Origin of the sequence: Streptomyces sp. NPDC058525 (assembly GCF_042719495.1) — a bacterium.
GTDB lineage: Bacteria > Actinomycetota > Actinomycetes > Streptomycetales > Streptomycetaceae > Streptomyces.
The window spans coordinates 22,333-42,677 of sequence record NZ_JBHXNP010000030.1; the positions used below are offsets into that span (position 1 = coordinate 22,333).

At 69.3% G+C, this 20,345-nt stretch carries 19 protein-coding genes; all 19 read left to right on the forward strand.

Going from position 1 to position 20,345, the window contains the following annotated elements:
- The first annotated feature begins 300 nt into the window (after positions 1 to 300).
- The gene (gene thrB / locus ACFWP3_RS16460; RefSeq protein ID WP_362584361.1) at positions 301 to 1,227 is read left to right on the forward strand and encodes a homoserine kinase; all 927 of its coding nucleotides are present in this window, start codon (positions 301 to 303) and stop codon (positions 1,225 to 1,227) included.
- Between the two features lie 426 nt (positions 1,228 to 1,653).
- A complete protein-coding gene (gene rho / locus ACFWP3_RS16465; RefSeq protein ID WP_384221123.1) occupies positions 1,654 to 3,819 on the forward strand; it encodes a transcription termination factor Rho in 2,166 nt (721 codons plus the stop codon).
- A 284-nt stretch (positions 3,820 to 4,103) separates the two neighbouring features.
- Complete coding sequence (locus tag ACFWP3_RS16470) at positions 4,104 to 5,204, forward strand: LCP family protein (protein WP_384221126.1); 1,101 nt, start codon at positions 4,104 to 4,106, stop codon at positions 5,202 to 5,204.
- A gap of 193 nt (positions 5,205 to 5,397) precedes the next feature.
- Positions 5,398 to 5,616, forward strand: coding sequence for a 50S ribosomal protein L31 (rpmE, locus tag ACFWP3_RS16475; RefSeq protein ID WP_362584353.1), 219 nt, complete (start codon positions 5,398 to 5,400; stop codon positions 5,614 to 5,616).
- Between the two features lie 120 nt (positions 5,617 to 5,736).
- Positions 5,737 to 6,816 (forward strand): peptide chain release factor 1, encoded by a 1,080-nt coding sequence (gene prfA / locus ACFWP3_RS16480; RefSeq protein WP_384221129.1) that lies wholly within the window; start codon positions 5,737 to 5,739, stop codon positions 6,814 to 6,816.
- Between the two features lie 79 nt (positions 6,817 to 6,895).
- A complete protein-coding gene (gene prmC / locus ACFWP3_RS16485) occupies positions 6,896 to 7,741 on the forward strand; it encodes a peptide chain release factor N(5)-glutamine methyltransferase (protein WP_030008688.1) in 846 nt (281 codons plus the stop codon).
- Positions 7,742 to 7,787: 46 nt separating this feature from the next.
- On the forward strand, positions 7,788 to 8,435 hold the full coding sequence (locus tag ACFWP3_RS16490) for an L-threonylcarbamoyladenylate synthase (RefSeq protein ID WP_384221132.1): 648 nt from the start codon (positions 7,788 to 7,790) through the stop codon (positions 8,433 to 8,435).
- Positions 8,432 to 9,061: a protein-tyrosine-phosphatase gene (locus tag ACFWP3_RS16495; RefSeq protein WP_384221134.1), complete on the forward strand. Its 630-nt coding sequence runs from the start codon at positions 8,432 to 8,434 to the stop codon at positions 9,059 to 9,061. The genes ACFWP3_RS16490 and ACFWP3_RS16495 overlap by 4 nt, the downstream gene beginning before the upstream one ends.
- A 124-nt stretch (positions 9,062 to 9,185) precedes the next feature.
- Positions 9,186 to 10,415, forward strand: a complete 1,230-nt coding sequence (gene glyA / locus ACFWP3_RS16500; RefSeq protein ID WP_384221136.1) for a serine hydroxymethyltransferase — start codon at positions 9,186 to 9,188, stop codon at positions 10,413 to 10,415.
- Positions 10,416 to 10,531: 116 nt separating this feature from the next.
- Positions 10,532 to 11,866, forward strand: a complete 1,335-nt coding sequence (locus ACFWP3_RS16505; protein ID WP_384221138.1) for an MraY family glycosyltransferase — start codon at positions 10,532 to 10,534, stop codon at positions 11,864 to 11,866.
- A 334-nt stretch (positions 11,867 to 12,200) separates the two neighbouring features.
- A complete protein-coding gene (locus ACFWP3_RS16510) occupies positions 12,201 to 12,539 on the forward strand; it encodes a hypothetical protein (protein WP_384221140.1) in 339 nt (112 codons plus the stop codon).
- Between the two features lie 376 nt (positions 12,540 to 12,915).
- The gene (locus ACFWP3_RS16515) at positions 12,916 to 13,353 is read left to right on the forward strand and encodes a hypothetical protein (protein WP_384221142.1); all 438 of its coding nucleotides are present in this window, start codon (positions 12,916 to 12,918) and stop codon (positions 13,351 to 13,353) included.
- Between the two features lie 210 nt (positions 13,354 to 13,563).
- Positions 13,564 to 14,400, forward strand: coding sequence for a F0F1 ATP synthase subunit A (gene atpB, locus ACFWP3_RS16520; protein WP_384221226.1), 837 nt, complete (start codon positions 13,564 to 13,566; stop codon positions 14,398 to 14,400).
- Positions 14,401 to 14,477: 77 nt separating this feature from the next.
- A complete protein-coding gene (gene atpE / locus ACFWP3_RS16525; RefSeq protein ID WP_031039373.1) occupies positions 14,478 to 14,708 on the forward strand; it encodes an ATP synthase F0 subunit C in 231 nt (76 codons plus the stop codon).
- A gap of 51 nt (positions 14,709 to 14,759) precedes the next feature.
- Entirely contained in the window at positions 14,760 to 15,293 is a 534-nt protein-coding gene (locus ACFWP3_RS16530; protein ID WP_384221144.1) for a F0F1 ATP synthase subunit B, read from the forward strand.
- Positions 15,290 to 16,105 carry a F0F1 ATP synthase subunit delta gene (locus tag ACFWP3_RS16535; protein ID WP_384221147.1) on the forward strand — a complete coding sequence of 272 codons (816 nt, stop codon included), beginning with the start codon at positions 15,290 to 15,292 and terminating at the stop codon, positions 16,103 to 16,105. Before ACFWP3_RS16530 ends, ACFWP3_RS16535 begins: the two co-directional genes overlap by 4 nt.
- A gap of 129 nt (positions 16,106 to 16,234) precedes the next feature.
- Complete coding sequence (gene atpA, locus ACFWP3_RS16540; RefSeq protein WP_266625406.1) at positions 16,235 to 17,830, forward strand: F0F1 ATP synthase subunit alpha; 1,596 nt, start codon at positions 16,235 to 16,237, stop codon at positions 17,828 to 17,830.
- Positions 17,831 to 17,850: 20 nt separating this feature from the next.
- Positions 17,851 to 18,768, forward strand: a complete 918-nt coding sequence (locus ACFWP3_RS16545) for a F0F1 ATP synthase subunit gamma (protein ID WP_384221149.1) — start codon at positions 17,851 to 17,853, stop codon at positions 18,766 to 18,768.
- The gene (gene atpD / locus ACFWP3_RS16550) at positions 18,768 to 20,210 is read left to right on the forward strand and encodes a F0F1 ATP synthase subunit beta (protein WP_030008700.1); all 1,443 of its coding nucleotides are present in this window, start codon (positions 18,768 to 18,770) and stop codon (positions 20,208 to 20,210) included. Before ACFWP3_RS16545 ends, atpD begins: the two co-directional genes overlap by 1 nt.
- Positions 20,211 to 20,345: the final 135 nt, after the last annotated feature.

Sequence of the window (20,345 nt, forward strand, 5' to 3'; positions counted from 1 at the left end):
GAGCCGGGTTCCGGGGGTCTCCACGTCCCCCGGAACCCGGCAACTCGCCCCGTACGACAACAAAAGCGCCGCGTAAGTGCGGTGGGGTCGGCCGAAGGGCGCGACACGCATCGTGCGCCTCCTGTGCGCCCTATGTCGCGAGAGAACCTTCCTTCGATACGCTGTACTTACATCCGCCACCGCGCATATGACCGTGGTGCTGCCCAGCGGGCCTTCGGGTGTCGTACGTTCTCCAGTACATTCGCAGCGAGCCAGCGAAGAGCGAAGATCTCGCACAGTCACAAGGAGTGTCATCGGACGATGGCCGGTCCAGCGTTCCGCGCCGCCGCCGTACGGGTGCGCGTCCCCGCCAGCAGTGCCAACCTCGGCCCGGGCTTCGACGCCCTGGGCCTGGCCCTGGGGCTCTACGACGACGTAGTCGTCCGGGTGGCCGACTCCGGCCTGAACATCGACATCGCGGGTGAGGGCGCCGACACCCTCCCGCGGGACGAGAGCCACCTGCTCGTACGCTCCATGCGCACCGCCTTCGACCTGCTGGGCGGGCAGCCGCGCGGCCTCGAGGTCGTCTGCGCCAACCGCATCCCGCACGGCCGGGGCCTCGGCTCCTCCTCCGCCGCCATCTGCGCCGGCATCGTCGCCGCCCGCGCCGTGACCATAGGCGGCGAGGCCAAGCTCGACGACGCGGCGCTGCTGGAGCTCGCCACCGAGATCGAGGGCCACCCCGACAACGTCGCCGCCTGTCTGCTCGGCGGCTTCACCCTGGCCTGGATGGACGGCGGCAGCGCCAAGGCGATCCGTATGGAGCCCGCCGATTCCATCGTTCCGGTGGTCTTCGTCCCCTCCAAGCCCGTCCTGACGGAGACCGCGCGCGGCCTGCTGCCGCGCACCGTCCCGCACGTGGACGCGGCCGTGAACGCGGGGCGCGCGGGACTGCTCGTGGAGGCCCTGACCAGGCGTCCCGAGTTCCTCCTGCCGGCCACCGAGGACCGGCTCCACCAGGAGTACCGGTCCCCTGCGATGCCCGAGAGCGTCGCCCTTGTGAACCGACTGCGGGCGGACGGCATCCCCGCGGTCATCTCCGGCGCGGGCCCCACGGTCCTCGCGCTGGTCGACAACGACGCGGCCGACAAGGTCGCGCAGCTCGCGGGCGAAGGGTGGGCCGCGAACCGGCTCGCCCTCGACGCCGCGGGCGCGAGCGTGCTTCCGCTGGGAACCCAGGGCGGCTGATCCGGGCCGGTCAGGGGCGGGCGGCCGGGGCAGGCCGCCCGTGCGGAAGGCGTGATTGCCGGTGATTGAGAGGGGGAATGTCTGTTGGATCCGGTAGTGTTAGTCTCAAGTGCGCAACCGAAGCCGCCATGGCTCGGTGCTCAGTGTCCCCATCCGGGACCACCTTTCTTCCGGGAGCCTCCCCGACTGCTTTGATCACTTCCAGCAGTTTCGAGCACGCTCCGGAATCGGCGTGACATTCCCACGCTTCCAGCTCGGGGGCTTCTCGCCGGAACCACCCATGCACGTTTTCTCTCCGCCGTATCTCTTACCGGCGGACCACCGCCCCGGCACAGTCCAACCCACTCAGGTCACGGACTGTTGTCGGACAGCACAACCGGTCGCCGAGCCAGACAGGCCGACGTCCGCTCCAGGGAAGGACCCTTCGTGAGCGACACCACCGATCTGATGGGCGCTGCCGACACCTCTGTCGACACCAGTGCCTCCGCCGCAGGCGCAGCCCCCAAGCGGCGCCGCACCGGCACCGGCCTTGACGGCATGGTCCTGGCCGAGCTGCAGCAGGTCGCGTCGGGCCTCGGGATCAGGGGCACCGCGCGGATGCGCAAGAGCCAGCTGATCGAGGTCATCAAGGAGACGCAGGCGGGCGGCGCCGCCGCGCCCAAGGCCGCCGCCTCCGCGGACACCGCCGAGGCCAAGCCGAAGCGCCGTGCCACCAGCAAGGCCCGTACGGCTGCCGCCGACGCCGCGCAGACGGGCGAGGACGCCGCCGCGGCGCCCGCCGAGAAGCCTGCCGCGCAGGCCCAGATCGAGATTCCGGGCCAGCCGGCTGGGGGCCCCTCCCGCTCGAGCGCAGCCGAGAGTGGGGGAGAAGATGCGCCGGCCGGCGAGCGCCGTCGGCGTCGGGCCACCGCCCCGTCCGGCAGCCCGGAGGCCTCGGCCCCCGCCGCCGTGCAGGTCGAGCAGAAGACCGAGACCGTCAAGGCCGAGGCCGCGACGGCGACCGCCACCGCGCCGCAGACCGACGCGAGGGCCGAGGCCGCCACCGCCGTCTCCGCCCCCGCCCAGGAGGGCGAGGGCCGCGGCCGTCGCGACCGCCGTGAGCGCGGCGCCGAGCGCGGCGACCGCCAGCGCGACCGTCGCGAGCGCGGTGCCAAGGCCGACGAGCAGGGCCAGGGCGGCCAGGGCCAGGGCGGCCAGGGCGGCCAGGGCGGCCGTCAGGACCGTGCCGAGCGCGGCGACCGGCAGCAGCAGGGCGGCCGCGGTCAGGGCCAGGGTCAGGGCGGCCAGGGTCAGCAGGGCCGTCAGGACCGTCAGGACCGCCAGGACAACGGTCCGCAGGACGACTTCGACGACGAGGGCGGCCGCCGCGGCCGCCGGGGCCGTTACCGCGACCGCCGTGGCCGTCGCGGCCGCGACGAGTTCGCGCCGAACGAGCCGCAGGTCGCCGACGACGACGTGCTGATCCCCGTCGCGGGCATCCTCGACATCCTCGACAACTACGCGTTCATCCGGACCTCGGGCTACCTGCCCGGCCCCAACGACGTGTACGTCTCCCTCGCCCAGGTCCGCAAGGCGGGTCTGCGCAAGGGTGACCACACCACCGGTGCCGTGCGCCAGCCCAAGGACGGCGAGCGCCGCGAGAAGTTCAACGCCCTTGTGCGGCTGGACTCGGTGAACGGCATGGCGCCCGAATCCGGCCGCGGCCGCCCGGAGTTCCAGAAGCTGACCCCGCTCTACCCGCAGGACCGGCTCCGTCTGGAGACCGACCCGGGCGTGCTGACCACCCGCATCATCGACCTCGTGTCGCCGATCGGCAAGGGCCAGCGCGGCCTGATCGTGGCCCCGCCGAAGACCGGCAAGACCATGATCATGCAGGCGATCGCCAACGCGATCACCACGAACAACCCCGAGTGCCACCTGATGGTCGTCCTGGTCGACGAGCGTCCGGAAGAGGTCACCGACATGCAGCGGTCGGTCAAGGGCGAGGTCATCTCCTCGACCTTCGACCGCCCGGCCGAGGACCACACCACGGTCGCCGAACTGGCCATCGAGCGCGCCAAGCGCCTCGTCGAGCTGGGTCACGACGTGGTCGTCCTGCTGGACTCCATCACCCGCCTGGGCCGCGCGTACAACCTCGCGGCGCCCGCCTCCGGCCGCATCCTGTCCGGTGGTGTCGATTCGACCGCGCTGTACCCGCCGAAGCGCTTCTTCGGTGCCGCGCGCAACATCGAGGACGGCGGCTCGCTGACCATCCTGGCCACCGCGCTGGTCGACACCGGCTCGCGCATGGACGAGGTGATCTTCGAGGAGTTCAAGGGCACCGGCAACATGGAGCTCAAGCTCGACCGGAAGCTCGCCGACAAGCGCATCTTCCCGGCCGTCGACGTCGACCCGTCGGGCACCCGCAAGGAGGAGATCCTCCTCAACGCGGAGGAGCTCGCCATCGTCTGGAAGCTGCGCCGGGTGCTGCACGCGCTCGACTCGCAGCAGGCGATCGAGCTGCTGCTCGACAAGATGAAGCAGACGAAGTCGAACGCCGAGTTCCTGATGCAGATCGCGAAGACGACCCCGTCGGGCAAGAACGACGACTAGTCCCCGCGCAACGCACCGACACGGCCGCCCCCGTCGCCTCCGCGACGGGGGCGGCCGTGTTCGTACGGTGCGACCTTCGCCACACGCCGGCACCGGCTGAACCTCGGGCGCGCCTCTCGCGTCCCAGCGGAAACACGCAGGTGACGGCGGGGTGGCGCGGCCCTCGGTCCGGAGCGCGCCCCGCACCGGCCCGGTCCGGAGGTCCCGGCGGCCGTGGAACCCTGAGGGACGTTGGTCCGTCTGTGTCAAAGGGACGGGGGATCGCGTTCAGGACTGAGGAGAGCATGAGCCAGGACAGCAACGGCGGCGGCCATCGTGCCGCGGGACGGCGTCGACGCAAGGCGCCGAAGCGCCGCAGGGGCCTCGTCATCGCCGCGTGGAGCGCCGCGGGCGTGGTCCTGCTGGGCGGGGCGGGCCTCGGGTACTTCTACTTCAAGCTGAACGGCAACCTGAAGACCGTCGACATCGACCAGGCGCTCGGCACCGACCGCCCGCAGAACATCGACAACGGTTCGATGGACATCCTCGTCCTCGGTTCCGACTCCCGCGGCGGGGCCAACGCCGACTACGGTCCGGACGACGGCGGCTCCGCCCGCTCCGACACGGCGATGATCGTCCACCTGAACGAGGGCCACACCAAGGCCAGCATCGTCTCCATACCCCGCGACACCATGACCGCCCGGCCCGCCTGCACCACCGCCAAGGGCAAGACCGACCCCGGCGGTCAGCGCGCCCAGTTCAACGAGGCGTACACGGTCGGCGGGGCTGCCTGCGCGGTCAAGACCGTCGAGAAGATGTCGGGGATCCGCATGGACCACTACATCGAGGTCGACTTCACGGGCTTCAAGAAGATCATCGACACCCTCGGCGGGGTGCAGGTCACGACGGCGAAGCCGATCAAGGACGAATACAGCCACCTGAACCTCCCGGCCGGCCCGAACAAGCTGAACGGCGAGCAGGCCCTCGGCCTGGTCCGCACCCGCCACGCGGTCGGGGACGGCGGAGACCTCGGCCGAATACAGCTCCAGCAGGCCTTCATCAAGGCGCTGATCAAGCAGGTCAAGAGCATCGGGCTGTTCGACAACCCCAAGCAGCTGCTCGACCTCGCCGACACCGGCACCAAGTCGATCACCACCGACAAGTCGCTCGGCGATGTGAAATCCCTCATGGGCTTCGCCCAGAGCCTCCAGAGCATCAACGCCCAGGACATGCACATGATCACCCTGCCGGTGACCACGGACGCGATCGACGCCAACCGCGTCGCCCCGCTGAAGAAGGAGTCCCAGCTGGTCTGGGACGCCCTGCTGGCCGACCGGCCGATCCCCGCCGAGGCCACCGCGAACTCCGCGGGCGACAAGGGCACGGCCGGTTCGATCGTGCAGTGAGGGCCCGGTGGGGACCGGGTGGGGGCCGGGCGGGGCAGGGCCGGAATAGATGCCGGCCCCCCGCCGTTGAGGGAGGCGTCCTCAGAATTTTGACAGGCAGCCCGGTCCTGGCAGACTGGTCTGTCGGCCCCGGTTCACGCAGTGCGCAATTCGGCTCCTGCGACCCGGCGCCCTCCCGAATCTAGGAGACACCTTGAAGAGCGAGATCCACCCCGAGTACGTCGAGACCCAGGTCAGCTGCACCTGTGGCGCGTCGTTCACCACCCGCTCGACGCTGACCAGCGGCACCATCCGTGCCGAGGTCTGCTCCGAGTGCCACCCGTTCTACACGGGCAAGCAGAAGATCCTCGACACCGGTGGCCGCGTGGCCCGCTTCGAGGCTCGCTTCGGCAAGGGTGCGGCCAAGAAGTAGCGCGACCCAGGCGCCGGTCTCCGGCCGCCCCCTGTCCACTCGGGGGCGGCCGGACCGGCGCCTTTGTCGTCGTCCAGCACCCCCTGCAGTCCTTCGCACTTTTACCCCAGGAGTACCCCGATGTTCGAGGCGGTCGAGGAACTGGTCGGCGAGCACGCCGATCTTGAGAAGAAGCTCGCCGACCCTTCGGTCCACTCCGATCAGGCCAACGCGCGCAAGCTCAACAAGCGCTACGCGGAGCTGACCCCGATCATCGCGACCTTCCGGGCGTGGAAGCAGTCGGCGGAGGACATCGAGACGGCGAAGGAGTTCGCGGCCGACGACCCGGACTTCGCCGCCGAGGTCAAGGAGCTGACGCAGCAGCGCGAGGAGCTCACCGAGAAGCTCCGCCTGCTGCTGGTCCCGCGCGACCCCAGCGACGACAAGGACGTGCTCCTCGAGGTCAAGGCGGGCGCGGGCGGCGACGAGTCCGCCCTGTTCGCCGGCGACCTGCTGCGCATGTACCTGCGCTACGCCGAGCGCGTGGGCTGGAAGACCGAGATCATCGACGCCACCGAGTCCGAGCTCGGCGGCTACAAGGACGTCCAGGTCTCCGTGCGCACCAAGGGCGGCAACGGCGCCACCGAGCCCGGCCAGGGCGTGTGGGCCCGCCTGAAGTACGAGGGCGGCGTGCACCGCGTCCAGCGGGTTCCGGCCACCGAGTCCCAGGGCCGCATCCACACCTCCGCCGCCGGCGTGCTCGTCACCCCGGAAGCCGAGGAGGTCGAGGTCGAGATCAACATGAACGACCTCCGCATCGACGTGTACCGCTCCTCCGGCCCCGGCGGCCAGTCCGTCAACACCACCGACTCGGCCGTGCGCATCACGCACCTGCCGACCGGTGTGGTCGCCTCCTGCCAGAACGAGAAGAGCCAGCTCCAGAACAAGGAGCAGGCCATGCGCATCCTGCGGTCGCGCCTGCTGGCCGCCGCCCAGGAAGCCGCCGAGCAGGAGGCCTCCGACGTGCGCCGCAGCCAGGTGCGCTCCGTGGACCGGTCCGAGAAGATCCGTACGTACAACTTCCCGGAAAACCGCATCTCGGACCACCGCACCGGATTCAAGGCGTACAACTTGGACCAGGTGCTCGACGGCGACCTCGACTCGGTCATCCAGGCCTGCGTCGACGCCGACTCCGCCGCCAAGCTCGCGGCCGCCCAGTAAGGCCTTGCGGCAGCCGAGCCGCAAGACAGTACGTCCCACCCGTACCACCCCCCGTACGACAGCAGCCCGGAGGACCAGCGTGAACTTGCTGCTTGCCGAGGTGGCCCAGGCCACCCAGCGGCTGGCCGCCGCCGGCGTGCCCTCACCGCGCTTCGACGCGGAGGAGCTCGCGGCCTTCGTGCACGGCGTCAAGCGGGGGGAACTGCACCACGTCAAGGACGCGGACTTCGACGCCCGCTACTGGGAGGCCGTCGCCCGCCGCGAAGCGCGCGAGCCGCTCCAGCACATCACCGGCCGCGCCTTCTTCCGCTACCTGGAGCTCCAGGTCGGGCCCGGGGTCTTCGTGCCCCGGCCCGAGACCGAGTCGGTCGTGGACTGGGCCATACACGCCGTGCGGGCCATGGACGTGGTCGAGCCGCTGATCGTCGACCTGTGCACCGGCTCCGGCGCGATCGCGCTGGCCATGGCGCAGGAGGTGCCGCGCTCGCGCGTGCACGCGGTGGAGCTGTCCGAGGACGCCCTGCGCTGGACCCGCAAGAACGCCGAGGGCTCCCGGGTCACCGTCCACCAGGGGGACGCGCTGAGCGCCCTGCCGGAGCTCGACGGACAGGTCGACCTGGTCATCTCCAACCCGCCGTACATCCCGCTCACCGAGTGGGAGTACGTGGCGCCCGAGGCCCGCGACCACGATCCGGAGATGGCCCTCTTCTCCGGCGAGGACGGCCTCGACACCATCCGCGGCATCGAGCGCACCGCCCACCGGCTGCTGCGGCCCGGCGGCATCGTCGTCATCGAGCACGCCGACACCCAGGGCGGCCAGGTCCCGTGGATCTTCGCCGAGGAGCGGGGCTGGGCCGACGCGGCCGACCACCCGGACCTCAACAACCGCCCGCGCTTCGCGACGGCCCGCAAGGCTCTGCCGTGACCGCCCCCGTTCCTGCCACCCCCCTGCTGCACGAGGAGTCCCGCTGATGGCCCGGCGATACGACTGCAACGACGCGACGGACCGCAAGACGGGTCTGCGTGAAGCCGCATCCGCCGTGCGCCGCGGCGAGCTCGTCGTGCTGCCCACCGACACCCTGTACGGGATCGGCGCGGACGCCTTCAGCCCGGAAGCCGTCCACGACCTGCTCGCCGCCAAGGGCCGGGGCCGCAGCATGCCCACCCCGGTGCTCATCGGCTCCCCGAACACCCTGCACGGCCTGGTCACCGACTTCTCCGAGCAGGCGTGGGAGCTCGTCGACGCCTTCTGGCCGGGCGCGCTGACGCTCGTCGCCAAGCACCAGCCCTCGCTGGCCTGGGACCTCGGCGACACCGGCGGCACCGTGGCCGTGCGCATGCCGCTGCACCCCGTCGCGATCGAGCTGCTGACCGAGGTCGGCCCGATGGCCGTGTCCTCGGCCAACCTGTCCGGGCAGCCGGCGCCCGAGGACTGCGACGCGGCCCGCGAGATGCTCGGCGACTCCGTGTCCGTGTACCTGGACGGCGGTCCGACGCCCGGCATCCAGCCGTCGTCGATCGTCGACGTCACCGGGAAGGTTCCCGTCCTGCTGCGCGAAGGGGCGCTCACCGCGGAGCAGCTGCGGGAGGTCGTACCCGACCTCGAGGTCGCCCCGTGAGCCCTGACGGGCGTGGCATAGCTGAGGGATCTTTCCGCATACTCCACGTCAGCACCGGGAACGTGTGCCGCTCGCCCATCACCGAGCGGCTGACGCGGCACGCCCTCGCCCACCGCCTGGGGGGCCCGGTCACCGCGGACCTCATCGTGGAGAGCGCCGGCACCTGGGGCCACGAGGGCGCGCCGATGGAGGCGAACGCGGCCGCCGTGCTCGCGGACTTCGGAGCCGATGCCTCCGGTTTCACCGGGCGGGAACTGCTCGACGAGCACGTCATCCGCGCCGACCTGGTGCTGACCGCGACCCGCGACCACCGGGCGCAGGTCATCTCGATGGGTCACTCGGCGGGGCTGCGCACCTTCACGCTGAAGGAGTTCACCCGGCTGGTGCGGGCGATAGATCCGGCCACCCTGCCGCCACTGGACGACGGCATGGCCGAGCGCGCGCGGGCCCTGGTGCGGGCCGCGGCGGCGCTGCGCGGCTGGCTGCTGGCCCCCTCGCCCGACGCGGACGAGGTGTACGACCCGTACGGGGCGCCGATCACCTTCTTCCGCTCGATCGGCGACGAGATCAACCAGGCGCTGGACCCGGTGGTCACGGCCCTGACGGGCGTGACGGCCTCCCGCTGAGCCCGCCGCCGGGCCGCCCGCCCGGCCCGCGTCCGGGAGCGGCACCGGCAGGCGGCCCGTCGCAGAGCGCGATGTGCGGCCGCGGCCTACAGTGGCTGGTACCCGGTACCCATGGAGTCGCGCCATGAGCGTCATCACCCAGCCCACGGACGTCCTGCGACGGCAGGACCCGCAGATGGCCGACGTGCTCGAGGGGGAGCGGCAGCGCCAGGCGAGCACCCTTCAGCTGATCGCCGCCGAGAACTTCACCTCGCCCGCCGTGCTCGCCGCGCTGGGCTCCCCGCTCTCCAACAAGTACGCCGAGGGCTACCCGGGCGCCCGCTACCACGGCGGCTGCGAGTACGTCGACGTGGCCGAGCAGGTCGCCGTGGAACGCGCGAAGGCGCTGTTCGGCGCCGAGCACGCCAACGTGCAGCCGCACTCCGGATCCTCCGCGGTGCTGGCCGCCTACGCCGCGCTGCTGCGGCCCGGGGACACGGTGCTGGCGATGGGGCTCCCGTACGGCGGCCACCTCACGCACGGCTCGCCCGCGAACTTCTCCGGGCGGTGGTTCGACTTCGTCGGGTACGGGGTGGACGCGGAGACCGGGCTCATCGACTACGAGCAGGTGCAGCAGCTCGCCCACGCGCACCGGCCGAAAGCGATCGTCTGCGGCTCCATCTCCTACCCGCGCCACCCCGAGTACTCGGCCTTCCGGGAGATCGCCGACGAGGTCGGCGCGTACCTGATCGCGGACGCCGCGCACCCCATCGGGCTGGTGGCGGGCGGTGCCGCGCCCAGCCCGGTCCCGTACGCCGATGTCGTCTGCGCCACCACGCACAAGGTCCTGCGCGGTCCGCGCGGCGGCATGCTGCTGTGCGGCGCCGAGTTCGCCGAGCGGATCGACCGGGCGGTGTTCCCCTTCACCCAGGGCGGCGCCCAGATGCACACCATCGCGGCCAAGGCCGTGGCCTTCGGGGAGGCCGCGGGCCCGGCCTTCACCACGTACGCGCACCGGGTCGTCGCCAACGCCCGTGCACTGGCCGAGGCCTTGGAGGGGCACGGCTTCACCGTGACCACCGGCGGCACCGACACCCACCTGATCACCGCGGACCCGGCCCCGCTGGGCGTGGACGGACCGGCCGCACGCGGCCGGCTGGCCGCCGCCGGGATCGTGCTCGACACCTGCGCCCTCCCGTACGGGGACCAGCGCGGGGTGCGGCTGGGCACCGCCGCGGTGACCACCCAGGGGATGGGGGAGGAGCAGATGCCGCAGATCGCTGCGATGTTCGCGGCCGCGCTGCACGGTGATGCGGCGCGGACCCGCACGGAGGTCAAGGAACTGACGATGGGATTTCCCCCTTACGGGGAGTAAGCGGGACAAGCGGGACGTAGGGGAACCGGGATACCGTCCCCTCGCGTCCTCGGCGGAGGGGACATCACAGCTAATGTGTGGGGCTGAGATGGCCGGCGATACATCTGGGGCAGCCCGTGCGTGAATATCTGCTGACACTTTGTGTCACGGTCGCGGTGACCTACCTGCTGACCGGGCCCGTGCGGAAGTTCGCGATCGCGGCCGGGGCCATGCCGGAGATCCGTGCCCGCGACGTGCACCGCGAGCCCACGCCGCGGCTGGGCGGCATCGCCATGTTCGGCGGTCTGTGCGCCGGCCTGCTGGTCGCCGACCACCTGCGCAACCTCAACGGCGTCTTCGAGCTCTCGAACGAACCGCGCGCGCTGCTCTCCGGCGCCGCCCTGATCTGGCTCGTCGGCGTGCTCGACGACAAGTTCGAGATCGACGCCCTGATCAAGCTCGGCGCCCAGATGATCTCCGCCGGCGTGATGGTGATGCAGGGTCTGACGATCCTGTGGATCCCGGTCCCGTGGATCGGGACGGTCGCGCTCACCCAGTGGCAGGGCAACCTGCTCACGGTGGCCCTCGTCGTGATCACCATCAACGCGGTGAACTTCGTGGACGGCCTGGACGGCCTGGCCGCCGGCATGGTGTGCATCGCCGCCACCGCGTTCTTCCTGTACTCCTACCGGATCTGGTTCGGCTACGGCATCGAGGCGGCCGCGCCCGCGACGCTCTTCGCCGCGATCCTGATGGGCATGTGCCTGGGCTTCCTGCCGCACAACATGCACCCCGCGCGGATCTTCATGGGGGACTCCGGCTCGATGCTCATCGGCCTGGTGCTCGCCGCCTCCGCGATCTCGATCAGCGGGCAGGTCGACCCGGACGCGCTGGCCCTGTTCGCGGGTGGTGAGCGCAACGCGACGCACGCGATGTTCCCCGTCTTCATCCCGCTGATCCTGCCGCTGACGATCATCGCGATCCCGATGGCGGACCTGGTCCTGGCCATCGCCCGGCGCACGTGGAAGGGCCAGTCGCCGTTCGCCGCCGACCGCGGGCACCTGCACCACCGGCTCCTCGAGCTCGGACATTCGCACAGCCGCGCCGTTCTGATCATGTACTTCTGGTCGGGGCTGATCGCCTTCGGCACGGTGGCGTACTCGGTGAACTCCGCCTCGATGTGGATCGTGCTCGCGATCGCCGCGCTCAGTGCGGTGGGGCTGATCCTGCTGCTCCTGCCGCGCTTCACCCCCCGTACCCCGCGCTGGGCGGAGAGCCTGGTGCCGCCGCGCTACCGGCACGCCTCACGGGCCGCCGAGGCCGCTGCCGAAGCGGCCGCCAGGGACGCCTCGGGCACCGAGCCGGAGCCCGCGAGGCCGATCGCGGCGGGGGTCTCGGGCGTCAACGGGGCGACCGCCATCGGCCCCCGTTCGCGCTTCCCCGACCGGCGTAAGGCGGAATCGACCCGCTGAAGAGCCCGGTATTCGAGCTGGGCTGCTCCAGGTTGCTGGGTATTCACGCCTGTTTGGCCGCCAGGGGGACGGAGCGCAGAGTGACACCATGCCGCCCGGGTGTGACCGTTGAGCCTTCCCTTCCTGGTGGGGAACAGGAGGTGCGCGTTCCGTCCATGAAGAGGATGGCGGGGCAAGGGATCGGTCGGACGGTTGAGCTGACGCAGTTGCGGGATGACGGATTTCCCTATCGGGACATGAGCGGCGGGCGACCTACGGTCTATCTCGACCTGGCTGCCGCTGCCCGCGTTCGCGGCGGCCGACTGACACCGTCTCGATTTCAGGGAGACCCACCATGCGTAAGTCCATTACAGCCGGTTTAGCGGCCGCTGCCGCGTTTACATCGCTGAGCGTGCTCAGCCCGAGCGCGACGGCAGCTACCGGTTCCACCCAGGCGGCCGAGCCTGTCGCGACATCGGCGGCCGCGTGCGTGCAGCTTGTGAACTTCCACACCGACTGGCCCAGCCGATACGTCACGGTCAGTAACACCTGCGGGTACACCGCATGCTTCAGCGTCACTGTGGCAGCCAAGGCGGACCCGGAGTTCTCGATCGGCGGCAGCCGGCAGCAGACTTTCCGCTACGGCGGGGCGCTGTGGACGGAAGGTTCCGGGATCAAGAACATCGGGTGCTGAGCTGATGTGCTGAGTCGGTGCCGTGGGCCTCGCGAGACAAGCGGGGCCCATGGCCGTGTGTACGGTCAAGGTCGCGAGTCCGGCATCCCCAATCGAGCGAGCGCGCTGGCGTCCATTGCAGGCGATAAGCCCCTCTACCAGACAATCACCCTTGCTGCCGTGCACACACGGGCGCGTTAGCCCTCATGTGTGACAGTCGGCACACCCGGCAGGTAAAGCTCTCATCAAATAGTTTGTGATACCGTTCACTAAACCCGGCGACAGAGCCGAAGGACCGTAGTGCGACGGTCCATTGGCCCGAGGATCACACTCGGACCGGGCTTACGCTCGTCCCGTACGAGTCCCGTGCCCCCACCACCACGCGGAGCAACCCGCCATGCGGTCTGATGACGTCCGATCTCTCCTGCAAGCCGCCGTACCCACCGCTGCCGCCGGCGCTCTCGCCGCCGTCATCAGCGCGCTGGTCGTCGGCGGTAAAGGTGCGATCGGCGCCGTCGTCGCGACGCTGTTGGTGATCTTGTTCATGGGCATCGGATTCTTCGTTCTGCAGCGCACGGCGAAATCACTCCCGCATCTCTTCCAGGCCATGGGGCTCATGCTCTACGCGGCCCAGATTCTGCTGCTCTTCGTCTTTCTCGCCGCGTTCAAGAACACCACTCTGTTCCACCCCAAGGCCTTCGCGATCACGCTCCTCGCCACCACCCTCGTGTGGATCGGCGCACAGACGCGTGCTCACATGAAGGCCAAGATTCTCTACGTCGAACCGGACTCGATGAAGGGCGACAAGCCCGACAATCAGGGGCCGAAGGCGTGAAGGGTAGGGCCGGGATAAGTGTGCGTTCGAGATCCTGCTATCGTCCGGTGCCAACTGCGGCACTGCGGGCGCGGGCATCTGAGCTGACGCCTGTTCCATCGCGAGGCTCGATGCCTGATCGCCGCCCCACCATCCGTAACACCAGTCCAGTGCCGAACCGCGGCTGCTCGCCGCGCCGACACAACGAGGTTGCCGTACCTATGCGCCACGCTGAAGGAGCCCGCGGTGAGTGCTGACCCGACGACGGTGCTCGCCTTCGAGACCGACTGCCACATCTTCGACGGTTGTGGCTTCCCGGCTCCCGGTCTGCACTCGTTCCTGTTCGAGCCGATCTTCGGCAACGCGGACAGCAACACCTACTTCAACAAGACGATGCTGCTGGCCCTGCTCGGCACGGTCGTCATCGTCGGCTTCTTCTGGCTGGCCTTCCGCAAGCCGAAGGTTGTCCCGGGCAAGCTCCAGATGGTCGCCGAGGCCGGCTACGACTTCGTACGCCGCGGCATCGTGTACGAGACGCTGGGCAAGAAGGAGGGCGAGAAGTATGTCCCCTTCATGGTCTCGCTGTTCTTCTTCGTCTGGATCCTGAACCTCTGGTCGATCATCCCGATCGCACAGTTCCCGGTGACGGCGATCATCGCGTACCCCGCCGGTCTCGCGGCGATCGTGTACGTGATCTGGATGAGCGTGACGTTCAAGCGTCACGGCTTCGTCGGGGGCTTCAAGAACCTGACCGGCTACGACAAATCGCTCGGCCCGGTTCTGCCGATGGTCATGGTCATCGAGTTCTTCTCGAACGTCCTGGTCCGCCCCTTCACCCACGCGGTCCGATTGTTCGCGAACATGTTCGCCGGTCACACCCTGCTGCTGCTCTTCACGATCGCCAGCTGGTACCTGCTGAACGGCATCGGGATCGCCTACGCGGGTGTCTCGTTCGTCATGGTCCTGGTGATGACCGCCTTCGAGCTCTTCATCCAGGCCGTCCAGGCGTACGTCTTCGTCCTCCTGGCCTGCAGCTTCATCCAGGGCGCGCTCGCCGAGCACCACTGAGCCAGCCCGCTAAGCAATCCCCCCAGTCGTCCGGTGGCCAACCCCCACCGGTCCGTGAAAGAGAAGGAAGAACTGGCATGTCCCAGACCCTTGCTGCCGTCTCCGGTTCCCTCGGCTCCATCGGTTACGGCCTCGCGGCCATCGGCCCCGGCGTCGGCGTCGGCATCATCTTCGGTAACGGCACCCAGGCTCTCGCCCGTCAGCCCGAGGCTGCCGGTCTGATCCGCGCCAACCAGATCCTCGGCTTCGCCTTCTGTGAGGCGCTCGCCCTCATCGGTCTGGTCATGCCGTTCGTCTACGGCGTGTGATCTTCGGACTCACGACCAGTCCACTAGACGAAAGGCACTGATGTGAACCTCATGGTTCTCGCGGCCGAGGAAATCCAGAGCCCGCTGATCCCGCCGATCCCCGAGCTCGTCATCGGTCTGATCGCCTTCGTCATCGTCTTCGGTTTCCTCGCGAAGAAGCTCCTCCCGAACATCAACAAGGTTCTGGACGAGCGTCACGCGGCGATCGAGGGCGGTATCGAAAAGGCAGAAGCCGCTCAGACCGAGGCTCAGAGCGTCCTGGAGCAGTACAAGGCCCAGCTCGCCGAAGCCCGGCACGAGGCCGCGCGCCTGCGCCAGGAAGCGCTGGAGCAGGGCACTGCGCTCAAGGAAGAACTGCGCGCAGAGGGCCAGCGGCAGCGTGAGGAGATCATCGCTGCCGGCCACGCCCAGATCGCGGCCGACCGCAAGGCCGCCTCTCAGGCGCTCCGTCAGGACGTGGGCAAGCTCGCCACCGACCTGGCCGGAAAGCTCGTTGGCGAGTCCCTCGAGGACCACGCCCGGCAGAGCCGCACGATCGACCGCTTCCTCAGCGAGCTCGAGGAGAAGGCCGAGGCCGCCCGATGAACGGAGCGAGCCGCGAGGCACTGGCCTCCGCGCGCGAGCGTCTCGACGCGCTGACGGACAACACGTCCGTCGACGCGGCGAAGCTCGCCGGTGAGCTGGCTGCCGTCACCGCGCTGCTCGACCGTGAGGTCTCGCTGCGTCGGGTCCTCACCGACCCGGCGCAGTCCGGCGAGGCCAAGGCCGAGCTGGCCGGTCGGCTGCTGGGCAGCCAGGTGGGCGGGGAAACCCTCGACCTGGTGTCCGGCATGGTCCGGTCCCGCTGGTCGCAGTCCCGCGACCTGGTGGACTCGCTGGAGGAGCTGGCGAACACCGCCGACCTCACCGCGGCCCAGCAGGCAGACGCGCTCGACAACGTCGAGGACGAGATCTTCCGCTTCGGCCGGATCGTCGCCTCGAACACCGAGCTGCGTGCCGCGCTGACCGACCGTGCGGCGACCAACACCGCCAAGGGCGAGCTGCTGCGCAGCCTGCTCGGCGGCAAGGTGAACGCCGTCACCGAGCGCCTGGTGATCCGTCTTGTCTCGCTGCCGCGTGGACGTAGCCTGGAAGCGGGACTCGAGTCCCTTTCCACGCTCGCCGCCGAGCGCCGCAACCGCATGGTCGCCACCGTGACCAGCGCGGTTCCGCTCAGCGACGTGCAGAAGGCGCGTCTCGGCGCGGTGCTGGCCAAGCTGTACGGCCGCCAGATGCACCTGAACCTCGACGTGGACCCCGAGGTCCTCGGCGGGATCACGGTGCGGGTCGGCGACGAGGTCATCGACGGCACCATCGCGGACCGCCTCGCAGAGGCGTCCCGCCGCATGGCCGGCTGACCAGCCACCAATAGAACAACGCATTCCTAGCGGCCCGGTTGGGCCGTGCAGAACTTGCAGAAGATTCCTGGGGGTCGCCCCCAGACCCCTAAGAAGCTTCAGGCCCAACAAGGAGAGCAGGGAACCCAGATGGCGGAGCTCACGATCCGGCCGGAGGAGATCCGGGACGCACTGGAGAACTTTGTCCAGTCGTACCAGCCGGACGCGGCCTCGCGCGAGGAGGTCGGAACGGTCAGCGTTGCCGGCGACGGCATCGCGAAGGTGGAGGGCCTGCCCTCCGCCATGGCGAACGAGCTGCTGAAGTTCGAGGACGGCACCCTCGGTCTCGCCCTCAACCTCGAGGAGCGCGAGATCGGTGCGGTCGTCCTCGGCGAGTTCAGCGGTATCGAGGAGGGCCAGCCGGTGCAGCGCACCGGTGAGGTGCTCTCCGTCGGCGTCGGCGAGGGCTACCTCGGCCGCGTCGTCGACCCGCTCGGCAACCCGATCGACGGTCTCGGCGAGATCGCGACCGAAGGCCGCCGCGCCCTCGAACTGCAGGCCCCCGGCGTCATGGTCCGCAAGTCGGTCCACGAGCCGATGCAGACCGGCTACAAGGCCATCGACGCGATGGTGCCGGTCGGCCGAGGCCAGCGTCAGCTGATCATCGGCGACCGTCAGACCGGCAAGACCGCGCTGGCCGTCGACACGATCATCAACCAGCGCGACAACTGGCGCTCGGGCGACGTGAACAAGCAGGTCCGCTGCATCTACGTCGCCATCGGCCAGAAGGGCTCGACCATCGCGTCCGTTCGCGGCGCCCTGGAAGACGCCGGTGCGCTCGAGTACACGACGATCGTCGCCGCCCCGGCGTCCGACCCGGCCGGCTTCAAGTACCTGGCGCCGTACACCGGTTCCGCCATCGGCCAGCACTGGATGTACGCCGGCAAGCACGTCCTGATCATCTTCGACGACCTGTCGAAGCAGGCCGACGCCTACCGCGCCGTGTCGCTGCTGCTGCGCCGCCCGCCGGGCCGTGAGGCCTACCCGGGTGACGTCTTCTACCTGCACTCCCGTCTGCTGGAGCGCTGCGCGAAGCTGTCCGACGACATGGGTGCCGGTTCGATGACCGGTCTGCCGATCGTCGAGACCAAGGCGAACGACGTGTCGGCGTTCATCCCGACCAACGTCATCTCCATCACCGACGGCCAGTGCTTCCTGGAGTCCGACCTGTTCAACGCGGGCCAGCGCCCGGCGCTGAACGTCGGTATCTCGGTCTCCCGCGTCGGTGGCTCCGCCCAGCACAAGGCCATGAAGCAGGTTTCCGGCCGTCTGCGCCTGGACCTCGCCCAGTACCGCGAGCTGGAGGCGTTCGCCGCCTTCGGTTCCGACCTGGACGCCGCGTCGAAGGCCTCGCTGGAGCGCGGCAAGCGCCTGGTCGAGCTGCTGAAGCAGGGCCAGTACCAGCCGATGCCCGTCGAGGAGCAGGTCGTCTCCGTCTGGGCCGGCACCACCGGCAAGATGGACGACGTCCCGGTCAACGACATCCGTCGCTTCGAGTCGGAGCTGCTGGAGCACCTGCGCCGCGAGCGCAAGGACCTCCTCACCTCCATCGCCGACGGCGGCAAGATGTCGGACGACACCCTGTCCTCCATCGCGGACGCCATCGCCGGCTTCAAGCAGCAGTTCGAGACCTCGGACGGCAAGCTCCTGGGCGAGGACGCGCCGGCCGTCAACGTCTCCAAGTGACGACGGAAGGGACCTGACTCATGGGAGCGCAGCTCCGGGTCTACAAGCGTCGCATCCGTGCCGTCACGGCGACCAAGAAGATCACCAAGGCGATGGAGATGATCGCCGCCTCGCGCATCGTCAAGGCGCAGCGCAAGGTGGCGGCATCGATGCCGTACGCGACCGAGCTCACCCGTGCGGTGACCGCGGTGGCGACGGGCTCGAACACCAAGCACGCCCTGACGACCGAGGTCGAGACGCCGACCCGTGCCGCGATTCTGCTCATCACGAGCGACCGCGGTCTGGCCGGCGGCTACTCCTCGAACGCCATCAAGCAGGCGGAGCGGCTCACCGAGCGGCTGCGCGCTGAGGGCAAGGACGTCGACACGTACATCGTCGGCCGCAAGGGTCTGGCGTACTACGGCTTCCGCGAGCGCAAGGTCGCGGATTCGTGGACCGGCTTCACCGACAGCCCGGCCTACGCCGACGCCAAGCGCGTCGCCGGGCCGCTGATCGAGGCCATCCAGACGGAGACGGCCGAGGGCGGCGTCGACGAGCTGCACATCATCTACACGGAATTCGTGTCGATGATGACGCAGAACGCGGTCGACGGCCGGATGCTGCCGCTCAGCCTTGAGAAGGCCGAGGAGGAGAGTGGCGCGAAGGGCGAGATCCTTCCGCTGTTCGACTTCGAGCCGTCGGCGGAGGACGTCCTCGACGCCCTGCTGCCGCGCTACGTCGAGAGCCGCATCTACAACGCACTGCTCCAGTCGGCCGCTTCCGAGCACGCCGCCCGCCGCCGTGCGATGAAGTCGGCCACCGACAACGCCGGGGACCTCATCAAGAGCCTCTCCCGGCTTGCCAACGCGGCCCGCCAGGCCGAAATCACCCAGGAAATCAGCGAGATCGTCGGTGGCGCGAGCGCCATGGCTGACGCGACCGCGGGGAGTGACAAGTAATGACGACCACTGTTGAGACGGCCGCCGCCACGGGCCGCGTCGCCCGGGTCATCGGCCCGGTCGTCGACGTGGAGTTCCCCGTCGACGCCATGCCCGAGATCTACAACGCCCTCAAGGTCCAGGTCTCCGACCCGGCCGAGGACGGCGCACTGAAGACCCTGACCCTCGAGGTCGCGCAGCACCTTGGTGACGGCCTCGTCCGTACCATCTCGATGCAGCCGACCGACGGCCTGGTCCGCCAGGCCCCGGTGACCGACACGGGCGAGGGCATCACCGTCCCCGTCGGTGACTTCACCAAGGGCAAGGTCTTCAACACCCTCGGTGAGGTGCTGAACTACCCGGAGGAGAACGCCAACGTCACCGAGCGCTGGCCGATCCACCGCAAGGCGCCCCGCTTCGACGAGCTTGAGTCGAAGACCGAGATGTTCGAGACCGGCGTCAAGGTCATCGACCTTCTCACCCCGTACGTCAAGGGTGGAAAGATCGGTCTGTTCGGTGGTGCCGGTGTCGGCAAGACCGTTCTGATCCAGGAAATGATCTACCGCGTCGCCAACAACCACGACGGTGTGTCGGTGTTCGCGGGCGTCGGTGAGCGCACCCGTGAGGGCAACGACCTCATCGAGGAAATGGCCGACTCGGGCGTCATCGACAAGACGGCGCTTGTCTTCGGCCAGATGGACGAGCCCCCGGGCACCCGTCTGCGCGTCGCCCTGGCCGGTCTGACCATGGCGGAGTACTTCCGCGATGTGCAGAAGCAGGACGTGCTGTTCTTCATCGACAACATCTTCCGGTACACCCAGGCGGGTTCCGAGGTGTCGACCCTGCTCGGCCGCATGCCCTCCGCGGTGGGTTACCAGCCGAACCTGGCCGACGAGATGGGTCTCCTCCAGGAGCGCATCACCTCGACCCGTGGTCACTCGATCACCTCGATGCAGGCGATCTACGTCCCCGCGGACGACCTGACCGACCCGGCGCCGGCGACCACCTTCGCCCACCTCGACGCGACGACGGTTCTCTCCCGTCCGATCTCCGAGAAGGGCATCTACCCGGCCGTGGACCCGCTGGACTCGACGTCCCGCATCCTCGACCCGCGGTACATCGCGGCGGACCACTACGCCACGGCGATGCGCGTCAAGGGGATCCTCCAGAAGTACAAGGACCTCCAGGACATCATCGCGATCCTCGGTATCGACGAGCTGGGCGAGGAGGACAAGCTCGTTGTCCACCGTGCCCGTCGCGTCGAGCGCTTCCTGTCGCAGAACACCCACGTGGCGAAGCAGTTCACCGGTGTGGACGGTTCGGACGTTCCGCTCGACGAGTCGATCACCGCGTTCAACGCGATCTGCGACGGTGACTACGACCACTTCCCCGAGCAGGCGTTCTTCCTGTGCGGTGGTATCGAGGACCTGAAGGCGAACGCCAAGGAGCTGGGCGTCTCCTGATCCGGCGCGCTCCGCGAGGGGCGCATCCGGTTCGCAGGCCACCAGCGAACGCTGACACGGTTTGCAGACGGAGAGGGGCGGGTGTGTCCCGTCCCTCTCCTCACGCCCATTAGAATTTGACCCAACACCCGGCTG